Raw genomic sequence first — 15,867 nt, 5'->3', positions numbered from 1 at the left:
TGATAGCTGATAGCTGATAGCTGATAGCTGATAGCTGATAGCTGATAGCTGATAGCTGATAGCTGATAGCTGATAGCTGATAGCTGATAGCTGATAGCTGATAGCTGATAGCTGATAGCTGATAGCTCCCTAAATTAATAATCCCCTCCAGACCCATAGCGCCATGCGTCTAGCCAACGGTGGAAATAATATCTTGGTTTCGGTGGCAAAGTAGTCAACATGCCACTGAGTAATTTACCTACTGGATACAAACTACTGTAAACGGCTAAATTACTATAATGAACCATCCAATCCAATAGCATCGTTAATCCTACTTGAGGAATCACTGGCACGACTAATGCTGGTTTAGTTAATGATGTCACAAATAGGGTTTTAGATAATCCTGAAAACTTCACTACATCTTGTAAGAAGGGCTTAAGCACATCATCTCCCAGGTTTGCCATGGCTTGGAATACGCCAGTGAGTAATTGATTAATTTGATTTGGTGCTAGTTGTTGCTTGATGCCAACACTCATCGTCCGTTGAAACATCCACGTTACGCCAATATTAGGCTGATAGGGTTGTAGTTGGGCTAAGGCATTCCGGTCTAGCAAATCATACTCCAAGGCTTCATGAATACCGTTACTTAGACGCTTTAAATGTCTGACCATGGAACCAAATCCACCAAAACTGACTGGTGATTGTCCACCACTGCTATCCCCTACAGGTAAAATCCGATTCCAAGGCATTCTTAGGGGACTTTTTTGATAGGAAGGAAAAAAGCCAAACAGTACTCGTTTAAAATCAAGTTGGGATAACTCTACTCCCTGGTATTCTGGTAACAGACGGAAGTATTCGTCACATAAAAATTCTAAACTAGGACGTTCGGGATTAGCATCTAAGTAGGTAAATAAATAGGTTGTTCTACCATCCCGGGCTGGAAATGCTTCCCAGAAATATTGACATTGATTTTGGATAGGAGTGAACGATACAATCAAATCCCCCATCTCATTTTTAGGATAGCCTTCAGCACAGCTACCAACCACTAAACAAACTCCTTCTGGTTTCTGACCTTGCCTGACTTGCTTAACAATTGGGGAAAAATGTCCCATGGCATCGATCAGTAAGCGAGCTTTAACTTGGGTATCCTCCAACTGGTCAACCTTCAAGCCGATTGAGACGCCATCGGGATGAATACTTGCTTGTGTAAAGGATGTCTTTTCAAAGAGCTTACCGCCAGCAGCTAAAAATTTGGCTTTGAGGGTATCGAGCAGAAAGACTGGGTCAACACCAATGTTGAGTACGTCGTTTACCAAGAAATCAGGACCCTCGAAAAAACTGATCCGAGCTGGGTTATACTCGGATGCGATCGCATTTTCTAATTCCGCCGTTGAGAGTAACTCAAGTTCCAGGAATACTTCCAGTTCTTGGCGAGAGATATTCCACTCTTGGTCTCTACCCCGCAAAACCCCCCGTTCAACTACGGCAACTCGCCAGCCTCGCTGTTGTAGAGCAGCACCAATCAGAATTCCCAAGGTACCGCCACAGATTACTACATCCAAGTCTAGGGTGCCTAATTCCTCTTCGGTTTCTGTAATCACCTCTGGGATTGGAGTTGTACCCTCTCGTAAGGCTTTCCAGACTTTGTCAGCACTGCGCAGGCGTCCGAGAACATCACCAGGTAACTGGGATAGGATTTGTTCGGTTTGACTCATGGATGTTGCTTGATAGTTAGATGCTAAGACTTCCTTTGTTTTATAGCAAGGCAAGTATAGTTTAGGACACAGTATTTTGTTTTAAAGGGAACAGCGGATCTGGGAACAGGGAACAGAGGATCACCGGAACAGGGAACAAAAATTATCACAATTCCTACACGAATCCCTATCCAAACCTTGAACAGGCAACCATTCATCCCGATGGCGTCTCAATAGCTGGCATTAAAGATACGGTAATTTAGGCAAGTGCGATCGCATCAGCCTGTGAGCCTGGTGAATGAGCCTGTTAGCCTCGCGGTCGAAGCTCTGAGCCTCGTGCTTGAACCTCTTCCACCTCTTCCCACTATTCCCTGTTCCCTGTTCCCTGTTCCCTTTGCTCTACAGCTTAAGACCATAGCCATGTTGAGATTTTCAACAAAATCACTATTCCCAAAAAAAAGTTTGACAATTTGTAATACTTGAATATTAAAATAGTTACCACGACCAAATATTCGTCATGGTTTTGATGCAAAGCGCGAATGGGGGTTTCCCCCTGTTGCCTTGCTCAATCGCTCGTTTAGCCAAAGGAAGCTGTATCCGCCGCCCGGCTTCCTCCCCGCTCAAACTGGGATGGGGTATTCAGCGGCAAGTGAATCAAGAAAATGTTCAAAAAACTAGGTTTAGTTCTTGCTAGCATCTTACTAGCCATCGCCACCTTTGCTATGTCCGTAGCACCTGCTACTGCAGCTACCGTAGAAGTGAAAATGGGTTCGACTAAAGGTTCTCCTATGCAATTTGATAAAAATAAAGTTACCATCTCTGCTGGAGATACCGTTAAGTGGGTTAATACGAAGATGCCTCCTCACAACGTAATCTTCGAGGGAGATGCAGCAGACAAATCTCACAAAAAGCTTGTCTACAAAATAGGTGAATCGTTTACAGCCACATTTGATAAGATTGGAACTTACAGCTATTTCTGCGGACCCCACCGTGGTGCAGGTATGACTGGCACAGTTGTTGTGCAATAGTTGCATCAATTAAGCCGTATATCTCTAGGGATAAAGTGGGCAATGCCCACCTTATTTTGTTAACTTTTGTTATAAGTTTGACAGCCTGTCATTTGACACAGTTCCTCCTCTTAGTGAACGCTAATATCTGGCTCAACGCCATATTGAGAGGAGAAACACTTTGAAAAAAATACTAATTGCGATTCTGCTAGTTTTCGCTTTAATAACCTTGAGCTTCCCTGATTCCGCTTTAGCTGCTGGTGATGCGGCTAAAGGGAAAATGGTATTTAACGCTAACTGCAATGCTTGTCATCAGGGCGGTGTAAACAGAGTCATACCCATGAAAAATCTGAAGAAGGAGGCCCTGGAGAAATTTGGGATGTATTCTGCTGCAGCTATCATCAAACAAGTCACAAACGGCAAAGGAGCTATGCCTCGCTTTGGTGGTCGTTTAAAACCCGACCAAATTGAAGATGTAGCTGCTTATGTTTTACAACAGGCTGATAAAGGCTGGTAGGCTGCATTCAGTGACCAGTTATTAACCAGTTATTAATCAATCATCCCGTAGGGTGCGTTAGGTGCGGTGTAATCAACTACCAACAGTGTAGAGTTGACGCCAGGAGCGCCGTAACGCACCAGCCATAGCTGTTTAAAAATTAATTAAGGTAAGCATATGTGCTATGAGCACGCTACGCGAACAGCAGTCAGCCCTAACTTTGGGATAGACAGAAGGATGTCGATCGCGCGGTCTGCGCCCCTCTGTCTTGCCAAGGATTTTAGCCCGAACCTTCATCGTGCCAAGGCATCGCTACTAAACGAAAACCCACATGATTGGTTCCTGTATCAGGAGCTTGGGACTCTCGTGCTTCAGGACGATAACGGCTGCAATAATTTCGGGCGCAGAGGAAAGATCCGCCTTTAATCACATGGAGTGCCCCTTGATCAGGCTTTTCCGGATCGAAACTACTGCCTTGATCCGGTCCCAATGGATTGAGGCTGCGATCTTTCCCCCTATGACCCACACGATACCAATCTGCGGTTAATTCCCAAACGTTGCCCAGCATATCGTAAAGACCGTAACCATTGGGAGAGAAGGATTCGACCGGGGCAGGACCGAGATAGCCATCGGCTTTGGTGTTGAAGAAGGGGAAGAAGCCTTGCCAGGTGTTGGCTTTGTGAGGGGCATATTGTTCACCAGGGATCGAGGTGTCAGTGTCAAGACCACCCCGTGCTGCATATTCCCATTGGGCTTCGGTGGGGAGCGTTTTACCCACCCAATCGGCATAGGCAACCGCATCTTCATAGGCAATGTGAACAACAGGGTACTTGTCAAAACCTTCAATGGTGCTGTCGGGTCCGTAGGGATGTTGCCAATTAGCACCAACGACCCAATCCCACCAGCTTAAATAAGCTACTTGTTGGATACCCGGTGCAGGGGGCTGAAACACCAGGGAACCGGGCTGTCGTTGCGCTTCGGTTAAGCCAGGGAATTGGTCTTTGGCCAGGGGACGTTCGGCAACGGTGACGTAGCCTGTAGCTTGGACAAATGCTTGATAGTCGGCGTTGGTAACTTCGTGGCGATCGATGCAAAAACTATCCACGGTCACATCAACAGCAGAACGCTCTGAAGGATAGTAGGTGTCGGAGCCGATCATAAAGGTTCCCCCAGGGATCAACACCATACCTTCAGGACAGGGAGAATCGGCAAAAGCCAAAGGTGACGAAGTGAAGACGGTTGGGAAAAGGAAAAGGAGGGAGACCGCCAGCAAAATGCCAACAAGATCACGAGTTAAATTCTTCTGAAGCAAGGAGAAAAACATGGACATTCAAGAACAGTAATCTAAGAGGGGGGTCGGGGCGATCGCAGAGCGGTTGAACCGTTTCGTTTTAGTTCGGGCGATGAGATGAATAAGGGTGGGCAATGCCCACCCTGCTAAAAGTTCGGTACTCGGGTATGTACTCCTATTCCGACCTTAAATCAATACTCGAATTGTGCCTGCAATCCTGATATTTTGCATGGGTTAATGGTAGAACGGAATGGGATTAAGACGGAAGGGCTGCCCGCAGGATGCCTCTACGGACTCTTCAAAGGTTGACATCTGACCGTAGCCCACGTCATCCAACATCACCACAAGGATATTGGGGGCATTTTCAATACCGAAGGTAGAGGGTAATTTCAGGTCTGCCTTTTCGGATTCCGAGTCTTCCTAAGTCAGACCGATTTTGCCCGTGAAAATGGGGTCGGGATGGGGTAAGATCTGCTGGGCCATTGCTGGCAACACAGCAGTATTGAGGAAAAAGGAGAGGGCGATCGCGATCGCGGCGATCGCTCTCCATATTCGGTGCAAAAAACCGTTGAAAAACATGAGTAAAGTCTTACAAAAAAGGGTTGACAAAATTCAGACCGCATCCCAAAACAAGATATGAATCGTTTTGGGATGGTCGGTGGAGGGGAGATCGCAGAACTCGATGCTAGAACAATTCCGAACATATGGGAGTCTCGTTAAATGATGGATCGATATCGATTGTCACCTTCTCAATCTCACCTCCCGTAAATTCAAAGGGAGGTTTGTAGGTGTCACTGACTGGAGCCTGTAGATCCATTCCCACATCCTGAGTATCTACCCCAAATCGCCCCGGAAATGTTGCCTCAATTCGGCTGCAATCCACCGGAGTTGTCATATCGTTGACATAGAGAAAAGCCCTGCCACCACAGCCAAATCCTGCGGAGCAGGTATTGCCGTCGTAGACAAATTCAACCTTAACGCGAGTCGATCCACTCGATAGTGGAGTGAGATCAGTAAGAAGGGTTCGCTCAACATCGACATAGTTATACTCATAGACCAGATCATGGTCTGGAGTGACATAGAGACTATAACCTCCAGCAGTGCCTCCATTGGCCAAAATAACGCCTTGAACGGTTTCCGCATCGCTAATATTTAGATCTGCGGTAATACGGTAGGAGGTGTTAGCAACATTAGGAGCAGAGGCGGCAGGCAGATGGATGGCTCCTGGATAAAACTCGAAGTAGGTGCGATCGCCCAAAACAGTGGGACGTTCGACCAAGTAGCGCTCGGTAAAGCGATCGTCAATAGGCAAGACACCGTATTTGTCTGCTTCGCTATCAAATAGAGCCTGCAGTTCTGCTAATTTGTCTGGATTCTGGGCTGAGAGATCGTCATGCTGGGTAAAGTCTGCGTCCAGATTGAACAATTCCCATTTGTCTTCATCGATCGGACTCGAGCCAGTGGTAATCCAAGGAATTCGGTGGAATGCTGATGCCATCCAACCATCATTGTAAACCCCACGATGGGCAAACATCTCGAAATACTGGGTGTCCCGAGGCGCGGGTTGACTTGCCCCATCCTTCCCGAAAGTATTGGCAAAGCTCGCTCCTTCGAGGGGTTTTTGGCCGATGCCATTAAACTTATTGGGAGGTTGAATGCCAACTATATCCAAGATCGTTGGGGTAACATCGATAACATGGAGAAACTGATCCCGCAAATCTAGGTTTCGGTCTCCTGTGGCTTGGATGCCATCGGGCCAAGAAATCACCATCGGATTGCGAGTGCCACCAAAGTACGAGGCAACCTGTTTGGTCCAACGAAAAGGACTATCCGTAGCCCAAGACCAACCAATGGCAAAGTGAGGCGACGTTTCGGGGCCACCCCAAATGTCTTTGCACTTCAAGTTATCTTCCATCGTCAAGGGAGCGCCGCCCAAGTTCGCAATTTCATTACAGGTGCCTGGAATACCCCCTTCTGCACTGGCGCCATTATCACCAACGATGTAGATAATTAGGGTGTTATCTTTTTCACCCAATTCATCAATGGCATCGATCACCCGACCGACTTCCTCATCTGTATATTCCAAGAAGCCCGCATAGGTTTGCATTTGCAAGGCAAGCAAGTCCCTGGCTCCTTCAAGATCGAACTGAGGGTCATCCCAAGCAGGAATTGCTGCGGGTCGCTCCGTACATTTGGCATCGGCAGGAATCACACCTTGTGCTTTCTGATTCGCACAGATGGCGGCCTGTTCCACATCCCAGCCATCAACAAACATACCATTAGGCGATCCTGCTGCAATGGCATGTTCTCCCCCAGCTTTGTACTTATCAACATAAGAGGCTGGAGGCTGGTGGGGAGCATGGGTCGCTCCGGGGGAGAAATAGAGAAAGAAGGGGGTGTCTGGAGACAAAGAGCGATTATAGCGCAGCCAGCTAATGGCCTGATCGGCTAGATCGTGGTTCAGGTTGTAACCCTCTTCAGGAGAGGCGGGTTGATTGATGGGATTGCGGTTTTCATACAAGGTGGGATACCACTGATCCGTTTCGCCCCCAATAAAGCCGTAGAAATAGTCGAAACCGAGATCGTTAGGCCAGCGCGTGAAGGGACCAAACCAGCATGTTTGGTTATCGGGGACGTTATGGTTTTTACCAAACCAACTCGTGCTATAGCCGTGAGCCTGCAAAATTTGGGCAACCGTTGCCGTGCTCTGAGGAATGAGTCCGGTATAACCTGGAAACCCCGTTGCCATTTCTTGAATGCTACCAGAGGCTGCAGAATGGGAGTTGCGACCGGTTAACAAGGCAGCGCGGGTGGGAGAACAGAGGGAGGTGGTATGGAAGCGGTTGTAGCTCAAGCCATTCTCTACCAATTTGTCGAGGGTAGGGGTGACAATCGGCCCTCCAAAGGCTTCTGATGCGCCAAAGCCGACATCATCTAGTAGCACCAGCAGGATGTTAGGTGCGCCTTCAGGGGGTTGAGGGCTCATGAGAATAGCATCATCTGCCTCTGATTGGTCGTAGGTTTCTTCGATCTGGCCGTTAAAGGTAGGGTCTGGGAGGGGTAGGTCTTGGGCCAACCCAGGGGGGACGGCGATACTCAAAAAGAGAGCGATCGCGTCTGAAGAAACAAGGCGACCGGGCTCCAAGGCATTTTTACCACAAAGGCACAAAGTACACGAAGGGAAGAGGCGATCGCTTGCTCTTAGAAATATGAGTGTTGGTTGTGGTTATGGTTATTTTTTGCTAAGTAGGTCGTGCAAAAAAAAAGGATGTATGTTACAAATTATAAAGTGTTGCCGAAGAAAGGAGTCAGAGGTATGGGAGCCAGACTGAGAGTGTTTCTCACCCAAGAAGAAGAAAGAACGCTCTGGGAATTGAGGAGGGCTACCACCGTAAGTCAACGAGTCAAAGATTGGCCGTAGGCCACGCTACGCGATCGAGCAGAAGCAGTTCGTTTAAGTCATCAAGGCGCTTTATGTCGAACAGATCGCCACTCACCTGCACTCGACAGCTAAAACGGTTAGGAAGACACTAAACGCCTGGAAAACAAAAGGTAGGGCATGACTATGGGAGGCATCAGGACGAGGGCGACAAAGAAGATGGAGCGAAGGGGACATCGAATACCTAGAAGACTGTCTAAGAATTGACCCGAGAACCTACAACAGCGTTCAACTCGCCGAAAAACTCTGTCGGGAACGACAAGTTGACCTCAGTCCTGAGTATCTACGTCAGATCCTCAAAAAAAGGGGGTGATTTGGAAGCGGACGCGAGTGAGTCATCAAAAACGGCAAGATCCACAGAAGCGGTGGCTCACGCAAAACGACCTGGAAATCCTTGAACTGGCGGCTGCTGCTGGAGAGATTGACTTGCTTTACGCCGACGAATCGGGATGCTGTTTGTGGAGTGCCGCCAGCTACAGCTATTACTTTAAAGGAGAGCAGAAGCGGCAAGAACAGACGAAAAAACGGGGGAAACGATTGAGCCTTTTGGGTCTGTGGCAACCGTTGGTGACATTTGTGTGCAGTTTGGTGTTGGGGAGGCAGGATAGCGAAGACTTCATCTTGCCTGATGCACGAACAAGCCCAAGTGGCTGGTGCAATTTACCAACGCACCGGTCGAATCCGTGTGATCACCCTCGTGCTTCGGCTCGATTCATACAAGTAAAGCTGTGAAAGAGAAACTTCCCCAATGGGAAGCGATGGGACTTTACTTATTCTTTTTGCCACCTTACTGTTCCGTTCCGGAACCCCATTGAGTTGGAGTGGGAGCATCGCGGATCGCGATCAATTGGTCGGTCAGATGTTTGAATCGGAGTCGGAATTAGCGTACCACGTGACTGTAGGACTTGAGGCTCGAGGAGAGCGCAACGGACATCAGGTTGATTATGTCAACCTGCGAGGTGTGAAATAATCCTTTACAAACATCTCTTTTTTTCTCTGGGACTACTTATTATATTTCAGTAATAGGATAGGTGTACGCCTGTAATGTATGATAGAAACTTTAGGGGGGTATTGCATACGCCCATTGCTTGAGTCGAAGCCGTGACCGGTGGGCCAGGGATCAAAAGGCCCCATGGCAATACTGCTCGGATAAGCCCGAATCCCCACTCGTGCTCTTCTACTAATTTTTTGGAGATTTCAATGAAAAGACTGTTAATTACTCTACTGGTCACTCTTGTGACTAGCTTTTGCTTGTTTGCCAATGAGGCCGCACTGGCAATATGTAGTTGCACTAATATGGCGGTGGCATTTGGGGGAACTGGGGTTAATATTTGCTCTAACAACACGTTGAATTTTAGCGAATGTACTCGGTCTAATGGCGGAACTGGAACAGCTTGTCCAAGTAATACATACGTCTATAACTGCCCAACAGGCGCAAATACGTTCGACCCTTTATCACAAGGCACTGGTTTTAAGGTTGCTGCCACCTATGCTCCTGGAAGTACGGCTTCAGACTGCATCCCTGGCCAGATCCTACAGGAGACAATTACCAGCAATATGCCGATTACCTACCCAAAGATTAATCCGACGACATTGACTGGCAATCAGACCATAGGGGGGCTTGATCTACGAATCAATAACAATGCCAGTCAATCATACCCGCGTGTTGGTCAGATCTACCAGGGGACGACAAGGCAGTTTTTCGGTGGTGACAACTATGAAGGAGGTGCAACAACTGTGATTTCTAGCCAGTCAAACACGGGTTCAGAGTGGTGGGATAATCCTGACCAAACCAAGGATAATCAGACAGAAAATGCAACTTGGAGATTTCGTTTCATTTCTTTCGTCCGTGGGAGTGCTGGACAGCAAAATTGTTCCTGTGCCACTGACATTGCAGTGGATTGGGGCAGCAATGTCAACCCAGTGACCGGGATACAGCGGGGCACGAGCGGCAATGAGAACTGTCGGTGACCCCAAAACCCGAACCATATGTTTCCCTCCCATCCTCATAATTTGCTGGTTGCGATCGCATAACGGGCGATCGCCCGTTATGCGATCGTCCTTTGCAAGAAGGCATTGGCAAAGCATCGTGTGGCTTATGGGCATAATCTAGCAGTTCTGGCGTTCAAGTAATGAATAGCTAGACTTCAAATTCACCAAAATACTTTCTGATCTCAGTTCAAGCAAGTAATAACGTGCCCAAGGAGGCAAGATGAAACGTTTACTTTCTAGTATTGTCACTACAATGCTGGCCATAGCTATTGTTTTTAATTTCCATGTCGGTGCTGCTATGGCTGTTGGAAGTGGCCTAGTGTATGACAAAAATGATTCGAAGTTGGCCGCAACTGCTGTTAAAGCGTCTGATAGCCAGGGGATAAACTCAGTAGCGGAAGCCGCTCAAGCCGCCGTGGCATTGGCATCAAAGCCTGGAGTAGGGTCTCTTAATCCTCTCATCCTGGCTGGTCATGGAAGTCCTGGACTCATTGGATTAGGTAGTGGCACTTCATCCGTATACCAGAAGGGAAAAGATCTCCAGAATGGAAAGCTGGGTGATGTGAGGTCTGAGCTAGCCACAATGAAAAGTTCTCTGGATGCAGATGGCTATGTAATCCTTTCCGGGTGTGAGACCGGACAGGGTGCGGCAGGTCTCAGTTTAGTCAAAGAGTTGTCTACCGAATTTAGCTCTGCTAATGCCATGGTATTTGCCAATACAAAATGTATTGGTTTAAGTGCTAACTATGGAACAGGGAGTTCAGTTTGTTCTGTTGAAGGGAATACATTGTGGCAGCAAAGTTCTGTGATCGCAGCTAAGAAGGGCAATCAGGTTACAGTTGATAGAACTTTGATGAAAACCCTGACTCCAAAACTATGTGTGCCTAAGAAGTAGTGGTGTGGTCTCAGAGTTCAATGCAGCTGATGGGCAGGCGATCGCTTTGGCTTGCCCGAAAGATTTTGGCCCATCGCTGACCTGAATTGTTCCTCACTGAAGTTCGATTTGAGACTGTTGGAGCTTAGTGGTGCAGAAAACTTTTTAGGTCAATTGCACTATATCTTCACGAGTCAGGAGAGGTTTGCTAAACAGGGAATAGATGAGATGCTTGAAGTCTTCCACAACCCCAAAGCACCTCTATGTCTACTCCCCTTCTTCACCTATCTCGCCTTCTACTATTGCCAATTCCTCAGACCCTTCAGCCCATGCTAGTCGCGTTGGATCATTCAAGATGTCAGGATTTCTCCAACGTTCCCGAAAGGAAGTGTAATCGTCTGATGATGTAAGTGGGCCATAATAGTGATCGAATCCGACGTTTTATCGATATTATGGCAGTAGTGTGAAAGGTATTATAGGCAATCCCTACCAGTAGGATGTTGGGTGCATCTTCAGGGGTCTGAGGTCCAAGGAGGGTATTGTAATCTGCCTCTGATTTGTCGTAAGTTTCTTCGATGGTGCCGTTAAACTCGGGGTCTGGAAGGGGCAGATCTTCGGTTAACCCGGGGGAGACGGCGATACTCAACAAGAGAGGGAGAGCGATCGCGATCGCCACTACTCCTTTCAAAATTCGGTTTAAAAAACCGTTACAAAACATCAATAATAAAGTCTCACAAAAACAAATGTAAAATCTCGGGTTGTTGTCCGGAGATTTCAAGATCAGTTTAGGGGTAAGCTATCTCTGGAAATAGACAAAAATTCCCACTTTTTAAGCTATAGAAATTAAAAAACCAGTTTTTTAAAATCATAAATACCACTTATAATAAGATTTATTGTTTTGTTTTGGCAGAATGCCGTACAAAGGAGTGTGTTGATGGATGTCAGCGATCGCAAAGTTGCCCGAGATCGAACCAATATCGAGACGAGCGATCGCAAGATTGTCTCCAAATCCTTTACAGATTTGGATGGTTTCAAAGAGTTTTTTGACTATCAAGGGAAGGAAATAATACAACTCACTCCCGGCTCTCTTCAGGCCGAGTTTTTATCAATTCAGATGAGTGATTTCCATTTTGTGTACAATCAAGCAAACCAAGGCGTTCAATTTTCAGGTGATGGCACAAAAGAATATATATCTTTTGCGATACTTTGGTCTGAGAAGGAAAAGGAATATTACTCTTTTCGTCACGGTGTAACCGTGACACAGATTGTCATCCCCGTTCAAACTTTTAATACTTATGCCGATCGCCTCCAACCCCACGATTTAGGCGATCGCTTCCGGAGTAAAAATCATGTCAATTTGCTACCCACTGGAATGCGAGAAATTAAAGATTACTTGAAACAATTGATTTGGTTAGCAGTATATCAACCGACTTGGTTATATCAACCTCATATCGAACAACTCGTTATCGATGATTTCCTGCCTTTGTTAATCGGTCAAATTCCCATTAAACGAAATGCCAAGGCGTTTCTCAAACCTTCGCGGCGATCGCAGCTTATTGTCCGCGCCGAACAACATATGTTAGCCAATATGGGAAAACCTTTGACTTTAAAACAGCTTGCTGAAGATTTAGAATCGAGCAGTTCTGCCTTATCTTATGGTTTTCGGGACTTATTTGGCTTAAGTCCCATGCGCTATCTCAAGGTACGACGACTTAATGCAGTGCGAGAACGCTTGAAGGAAAGCGAACCAGAACGTTGTACCATAGCCATCCTTGCTAGTGAATTTGGGTTCTACAGTCCTTGTCATTTTACTAGAGATTACAAAGCTATGTTTGGGGAGTTACCTTCAGAGACATTGCGAAACACTGCAAAAGTTAGCTTGGGTATCGATTGATAAATACAGCGGTTTGCAATTCAGTCAGGTACAAATTCTTGGGTTTTAGGGAGCAGGGAGCAGGGAACAAAAAACAGGGAATATATAATTTTGCGCATTCTAAATTATTAAAATACAAAAATTGTGTAAACCACCCAAGTAAAAACCACTATATTAATCAACATATTAGAGAAATTACTGAAGTCTATAGGCTTAACTTTAACTAAAATAACGATAAACAGGACTAACGGGATAAACACCGAAAAATTGACTATAGCAATCCGTTTAGGAATTGTGAAAATTTTTCTGATCTACTCCCAACTCCCGACTCCCGACTCCCGACTCCCGACTCCCGACTCCCGATTCCCGATTCCCTGCTCCCTGCTCCCTGCTCCCTGCTCCCTGCTCCCTTTCCTATACTTTGAAGGATGAAACTACAAACAAGACTGGAATTAGTCATACTAGTCATTTTCTTATGCGGCTGGATCATAGCTGGGTTGATCACCTATGCTGTAGAGCAACAAAATGCTCGTAAGGAAGTTGTTCATACTGCGGAAGTGCTGTTGAGTACAGCAGTGGCGGCTAGGGACTACACTACTGATCAAGTTCGACCGTTGCTGCGAGAACTGGAAACAGAAGAGTTCCTTCCCCAAACTGTCCCCTCCTATGCCGCCCAACAATTGTTCAAGGGTCTGAACCAGGACTATGAAGGCTATACCTATGCTGAGCGGGCGCTTAACCCCACCAACCTCAAAGATCTGGCTGAGGGATGGCAAGTTGAGCTGATTAGAGAATTTATCACTCACCCCAATCTCAAGGAAATTATTGGGCAGCGCTCTACCAAGCAAGGACTCAAAAGTGTGTACGTTGCCCAACCGATCCAGATTAAGTCCCAAAGCTGTTTGCAATGTCACGGCAAGCCAGAAGATGCTCCCCCAGCGTTGATTAAAACCTATGGTGATGCCAGGGGCTTTGATTGGAAGCTCAATGAGATTGTTGGGATCAGGTTGCTCTCTGTGCCTACGTCAATGCCGGAGAAACAAGCGCGACAGGCTATTTTTTCATTCTTATTGCTGCTAGCCAGCATTTTCTTAATCGCTTACACCACAGTCAGTCTAATCGTCAGGCGCTGGGTAGTTAATCCCCTCAACAGCATTGCTCACTTGGTGGAGGAAATCAGCCTCAGAAAGGTAGAAGGTTCGCAATTACCAGATGGTCGCTCTGATGAAATTGGCAAGCTCAGCCAATCCATCAATAGATTGCTAATCAGCTTGAGTAAAGCGCTTTCAAACTGCAACTTACCATCAAGTCATTCTGACGATATCCCCTAAAACCAAATGACTGCAAAAAACTTAACTATTCTCGGCCTCACCGGTCTGTTGCTTTTAGCCTATACCTTTGTGAGTAGCAACCCAGACCTGGTATCAGACTCGATAGTGAAGTACCTACAGATTACGGTATTGGTCTGCGGTAGTGTTGTAATCGTTAATTTTCTTTCCTTTCTGGTAGTTGATGTTTGGTTTGCCCGCTCCCAAGGTAAACAACCCTCAGCCTTGCTCAAGCTAGTTATTTCCCTATTACTCTATGCAGTTTGCTCGGTTTTGATTTTAGGAATACTGGGGGAAAACATAGCAGCCTTCTTTACCACCTCAGCATTAATCACAGCGGTGATCGGCTTTGCTCTACAGTCTACTTTAGGTAATTTCTTTTCAGGGGTAGCCCTACGCATTGACCAACCCTTTCAAATTGGTGACCGAGTGATTATCCGTGATGTAGAGGGCGTCATCGAGTCCATCACCTGGCGCTCGATAGCGATACGTCAGTGTACTGGTGAAATGACTTACATTCCTAATGGGTTACTGTCAGATGACTTACTTACGGTGATTCCTACTAAGACATCCACGGTACAACCAGTGATGCGCTCTGTGGAATTTTTAGTTCCTGCTGCTTCTCCCCCCCAACAAGTCATTGATGCTGCCTATGGAGCAGTCCTGAATCAGCCCCACCCTAACATTAACCTTGACAAACCGATTCAAGTCAGGATGTGGGAATATGACTTGGCGGATCCAGGGCTGTTTATCACTTACAAACTTTTCTACTTTCCTAAAAACTACAACCTTGCTCCATTGCACACGGATCGCGAACTCTTACGCCGAGTCTGGTATGGGTTAAGCCGTGAAGAATTAAGTCCTAGGTATATTATTCCCTCCCACAAGCAGCACCTCAAACTCCTCAGCTCCATTGAATTCTTCCGCCACTTCAGCCTTGGAGCACAGAAAATCCTGATCGAATCTGCCAAGCCTCTACTATTTGATGCTGGTGAAACCCTCAGTAGTAAAAATCTGCCTCAAGACGCTATGTTTATAGTAGTTAAAGGCTGCCTAGAGGTAGAGCAACAGGTGGTTATCACCTTGGGCAAGACTACAGTCAAACCATTCACTCATAGACCCAAAGCCCAACCCCCTACTCCATTAGATCAACAGGTGATTGAAAGGCTTGCCTATCAACTAGCTCACTACATCGGTCCTACTGCTTTTTCTGTAGCCCATGAGGCGGCACAGCAGACATCGTCTCTCTACTGGCTATACCAACTGTTAGCAGCAGAGATTCACGATCTTGAACAACGGCAGGAATTTCTCAAGTACTCCCCTCAATTTCCTGTGGAACAGTTACAAGCCGGAGACTTCTTCGGTGAGATGACTCTTTTCTTAGGTAAACCCTTGCCAAAGGTTACCATCACTGCTGCCATGGAGACTGAGATTCTGGTCATCACTCAGGAGTCTCTTACTGAAGCGTTACGGGACGATCACACACTCCTAGATCTGTTGAGCCAGATAGTTGCTAAGCATCAGAGCAACTATCTGGCTGGAACAATGCAGATGTCTTCCTTAGAGGTATTACCAGCAGATGCGATGAAGCTTCGCTTCCGCTAAAAGCGATTGGCCTTTGGCCACGCTACGCTATTGACCGTAGGTCACGCTACGCGAACGCAAAGCACATCGGCCATCTGATTAGTGTTTAGTTGTCGGGAATCGGGAATCGGGAATCGGGAATCGGGAATCGGGAATCGGGAATCGGGAATCGGGAATCGGGAATCGGGAAAGAGAGGGGAGTGTGGGGCGGGGGCGCGGGGAGTGTGGGGCGGGGGCGCGGGGAGTGTGGGGCGGGGGCGCGGGGAGTGTGGGGCGGGGGCGCGGGGAGTGTGGGGCGGGGTCGTGGGAG

14 protein-coding genes and 2 pseudogenes are annotated in these 15,867 nt (G+C 47.0%); 10 read left to right on the top strand and 6 right to left on the bottom strand.

Features of this window, described 5'->3' with window-relative positions; all coding sequences use genetic code 11:
* Positions 1-134: 134 nt before the first annotated feature.
* Positions 135-1,694: an FAD-dependent monooxygenase family protein gene (locus tag F6K64_RS36780; RefSeq protein WP_287267913.1), complete on the bottom strand. Its 1,560-nt coding sequence runs from the start codon at positions 1,692-1,694 to the stop codon at positions 135-137.
* Positions 1,695-2,335: 641 nt separating this feature from the next.
* Here F6K64_RS36780 and petE point away from each other — a divergent pair.
* Together petE and petJ are read left to right on the top strand one after the other, a co-directional pair.
* Positions 2,336-2,701: a plastocyanin gene (gene petE / locus F6K64_RS36775; protein ID WP_287267911.1), complete on the top strand. Its 366-nt coding sequence runs from the start codon at positions 2,336-2,338 to the stop codon at positions 2,699-2,701.
* 160 nt (positions 2,702-2,861) lie between these two features.
* Positions 2,862-3,197 carry a cytochrome c6 PetJ gene (petJ, locus tag F6K64_RS36770; protein ID WP_009149668.1) on the top strand — a complete coding sequence of 112 codons (336 nt, stop codon included), beginning with the start codon at positions 2,862-2,864 and terminating at the stop codon, positions 3,195-3,197.
* A gap of 259 nt (positions 3,198-3,456) precedes the next feature.
* Here petJ and F6K64_RS36765 read toward each other — a convergent pair whose 3' ends face one another.
* The 3 genes from F6K64_RS36765 to F6K64_RS36755 all read right to left on the bottom strand — a co-directional run bounded on the left by F6K64_RS36765 (position 3,457) and on the right by F6K64_RS36755 (position 7,612).
* Positions 3,457-4,500, bottom strand: coding sequence for a formylglycine-generating enzyme family protein (locus F6K64_RS36765; RefSeq protein ID WP_009149670.1), 1,044 nt, complete (start codon positions 4,498-4,500; stop codon positions 3,457-3,459).
* Between the two features lie 387 nt (positions 4,501-4,887).
* Positions 4,888-5,046 (bottom strand): hypothetical protein, encoded by a 159-nt coding sequence (locus F6K64_RS36760; protein WP_154659893.1) that lies wholly within the window; start codon positions 5,044-5,046, stop codon positions 4,888-4,890.
* 106 nt (positions 5,047-5,152) lie between these two features.
* Positions 5,153-7,612 carry an arylsulfatase gene (locus F6K64_RS36755; protein WP_009149674.1) on the bottom strand — a complete coding sequence of 820 codons (2,460 nt, stop codon included), beginning with the start codon at positions 7,610-7,612 and terminating at the stop codon, positions 5,153-5,155.
* A gap of 171 nt (positions 7,613-7,783) precedes the next feature.
* On the opposite strand from F6K64_RS36755, the pseudogene F6K64_RS39280 reads away from it, so the two are divergent.
* From F6K64_RS39280 to F6K64_RS36730, 4 genes and pseudogenes are all read left to right on the top strand, one after another.
* Positions 7,784-8,721 (top strand): annotated as a pseudogene (locus tag F6K64_RS39280) (IS630 family transposase).
* The gene (locus tag F6K64_RS36740; RefSeq protein WP_009149679.1) at positions 8,655-8,876 is read left to right on the top strand and encodes a hypothetical protein; all 222 of its coding nucleotides are present in this window, start codon (positions 8,655-8,657) and stop codon (positions 8,874-8,876) included. The pseudogene F6K64_RS39280 and the gene F6K64_RS36740 overlap by 67 nt, the downstream one beginning before the upstream one ends.
* Before the next feature lie 230 nt (positions 8,877-9,106).
* Positions 9,107-9,877, top strand: coding sequence for a hypothetical protein (locus F6K64_RS36735; protein WP_009149682.1), 771 nt, complete (start codon positions 9,107-9,109; stop codon positions 9,875-9,877).
* 241 nt (positions 9,878-10,118) lie between these two features.
* Positions 10,119-10,793 carry a DUF4347 domain-containing protein gene (locus F6K64_RS36730; RefSeq protein WP_044494513.1) on the top strand — a complete coding sequence of 225 codons (675 nt, stop codon included), beginning with the start codon at positions 10,119-10,121 and terminating at the stop codon, positions 10,791-10,793.
* A 337-nt stretch (positions 10,794-11,130) separates the two neighbouring features.
* Here F6K64_RS36730 and F6K64_RS36725 read toward each other — a convergent pair whose 3' ends face one another.
* Positions 11,131-11,490, bottom strand: coding sequence for a hypothetical protein (locus tag F6K64_RS36725; RefSeq protein WP_009149689.1), 360 nt, complete (start codon positions 11,488-11,490; stop codon positions 11,131-11,133).
* 180 nt (positions 11,491-11,670) lie between these two features.
* Between F6K64_RS36725 and F6K64_RS36720 the strand changes: the two genes are divergently transcribed.
* The 4 genes from F6K64_RS36720 (at position 11,671) to F6K64_RS36705 (ending at position 15,578) form a co-directional block, all read left to right on the top strand.
* On the top strand, positions 11,671-12,666 hold the full coding sequence (locus F6K64_RS36720) for a helix-turn-helix domain-containing protein (protein WP_229414667.1): 996 nt from the start codon (positions 11,671-11,673) through the stop codon (positions 12,664-12,666).
* Between the two features lie 273 nt (positions 12,667-12,939).
* Positions 12,940-13,077: a hypothetical protein gene (locus F6K64_RS36715; protein ID WP_154659894.1), complete on the top strand. Its 138-nt coding sequence runs from the start codon at positions 12,940-12,942 to the stop codon at positions 13,075-13,077.
* Positions 13,074-13,976: a c-type heme family protein gene (locus tag F6K64_RS36710; RefSeq protein ID WP_009149695.1), complete on the top strand. Its 903-nt coding sequence runs from the start codon at positions 13,074-13,076 to the stop codon at positions 13,974-13,976. The genes F6K64_RS36715 and F6K64_RS36710 overlap by 4 nt, the downstream gene beginning before the upstream one ends.
* A gap of 6 nt (positions 13,977-13,982) precedes the next feature.
* Entirely contained in the window at positions 13,983-15,578 is a 1,596-nt protein-coding gene (locus tag F6K64_RS36705; RefSeq protein WP_009149697.1) for a mechanosensitive ion channel domain-containing protein, read from the top strand.
* 41 nt (positions 15,579-15,619) lie between these two features.
* Here the strand turns inward: F6K64_RS36705 and F6K64_RS36700 are convergent.
* Positions 15,620-15,867, bottom strand: a pseudogene (locus F6K64_RS36700) (hypothetical protein); the annotation flags it as partial.

Origin of the sequence: Moorena sp. SIO3A2 (genome assembly GCF_010672265.1) — a bacterium.
GTDB classification, from domain to species: Bacteria; Cyanobacteriota; Cyanobacteriia; order Cyanobacteriales; family Coleofasciculaceae; genus Moorena; species Moorena producens.
Note: the sequence above shows the minus strand (reverse complement) of the source record. Positions and strands in the feature narration are given on the sequence as shown.

Bases quoted from the DNA above. Each gene is read 5' to 3' on its own strand.
- F6K64_RS36780 (WP_287267913.1), bottom strand. From the start codon at position 1,694: ATGAGTCAAACCGAACAAATCCTATCCCAGTTACCTGGTGATGTTCTC.
- petE (WP_287267911.1), top strand. From the start codon at position 2,336: ATGTTCAAAAAACTAGGTTTAGTTCTTGCTAGCATCTTACTAGCCATC.
- F6K64_RS36765 (WP_009149670.1), bottom strand. From the start codon at position 4,500: ATGTTTTTCTCCTTGCTTCAGAAGAATTTAACTCGTGATCTTGTTGGC.
- F6K64_RS36760 (WP_154659893.1), bottom strand. From the start codon at position 5,046: ATGTTTTTCAACGGTTTTTTGCACCGAATATGGAGAGCGATCGCCGCG.
- F6K64_RS36740 (WP_009149679.1), top strand. From the start codon at position 8,655: ATGGGAAGCGATGGGACTTTACTTATTCTTTTTGCCACCTTACTGTTC.
- F6K64_RS36735 (WP_009149682.1), top strand. From the start codon at position 9,107: ATGAAAAGACTGTTAATTACTCTACTGGTCACTCTTGTGACTAGCTTT.
- F6K64_RS36730 (WP_044494513.1), top strand. From the start codon at position 10,119: ATGAAACGTTTACTTTCTAGTATTGTCACTACAATGCTGGCCATAGCT.
- F6K64_RS36725 (WP_009149689.1), bottom strand. From the start codon at position 11,490: ATGTTTTGTAACGGTTTTTTAAACCGAATTTTGAAAGGAGTAGTGGCG.
- F6K64_RS36710 (WP_009149695.1), top strand. From the start codon at position 13,074: ATGAAACTACAAACAAGACTGGAATTAGTCATACTAGTCATTTTCTTA.
- F6K64_RS36705 (WP_009149697.1), top strand. From the start codon at position 13,983: ATGACTGCAAAAAACTTAACTATTCTCGGCCTCACCGGTCTGTTGCTT.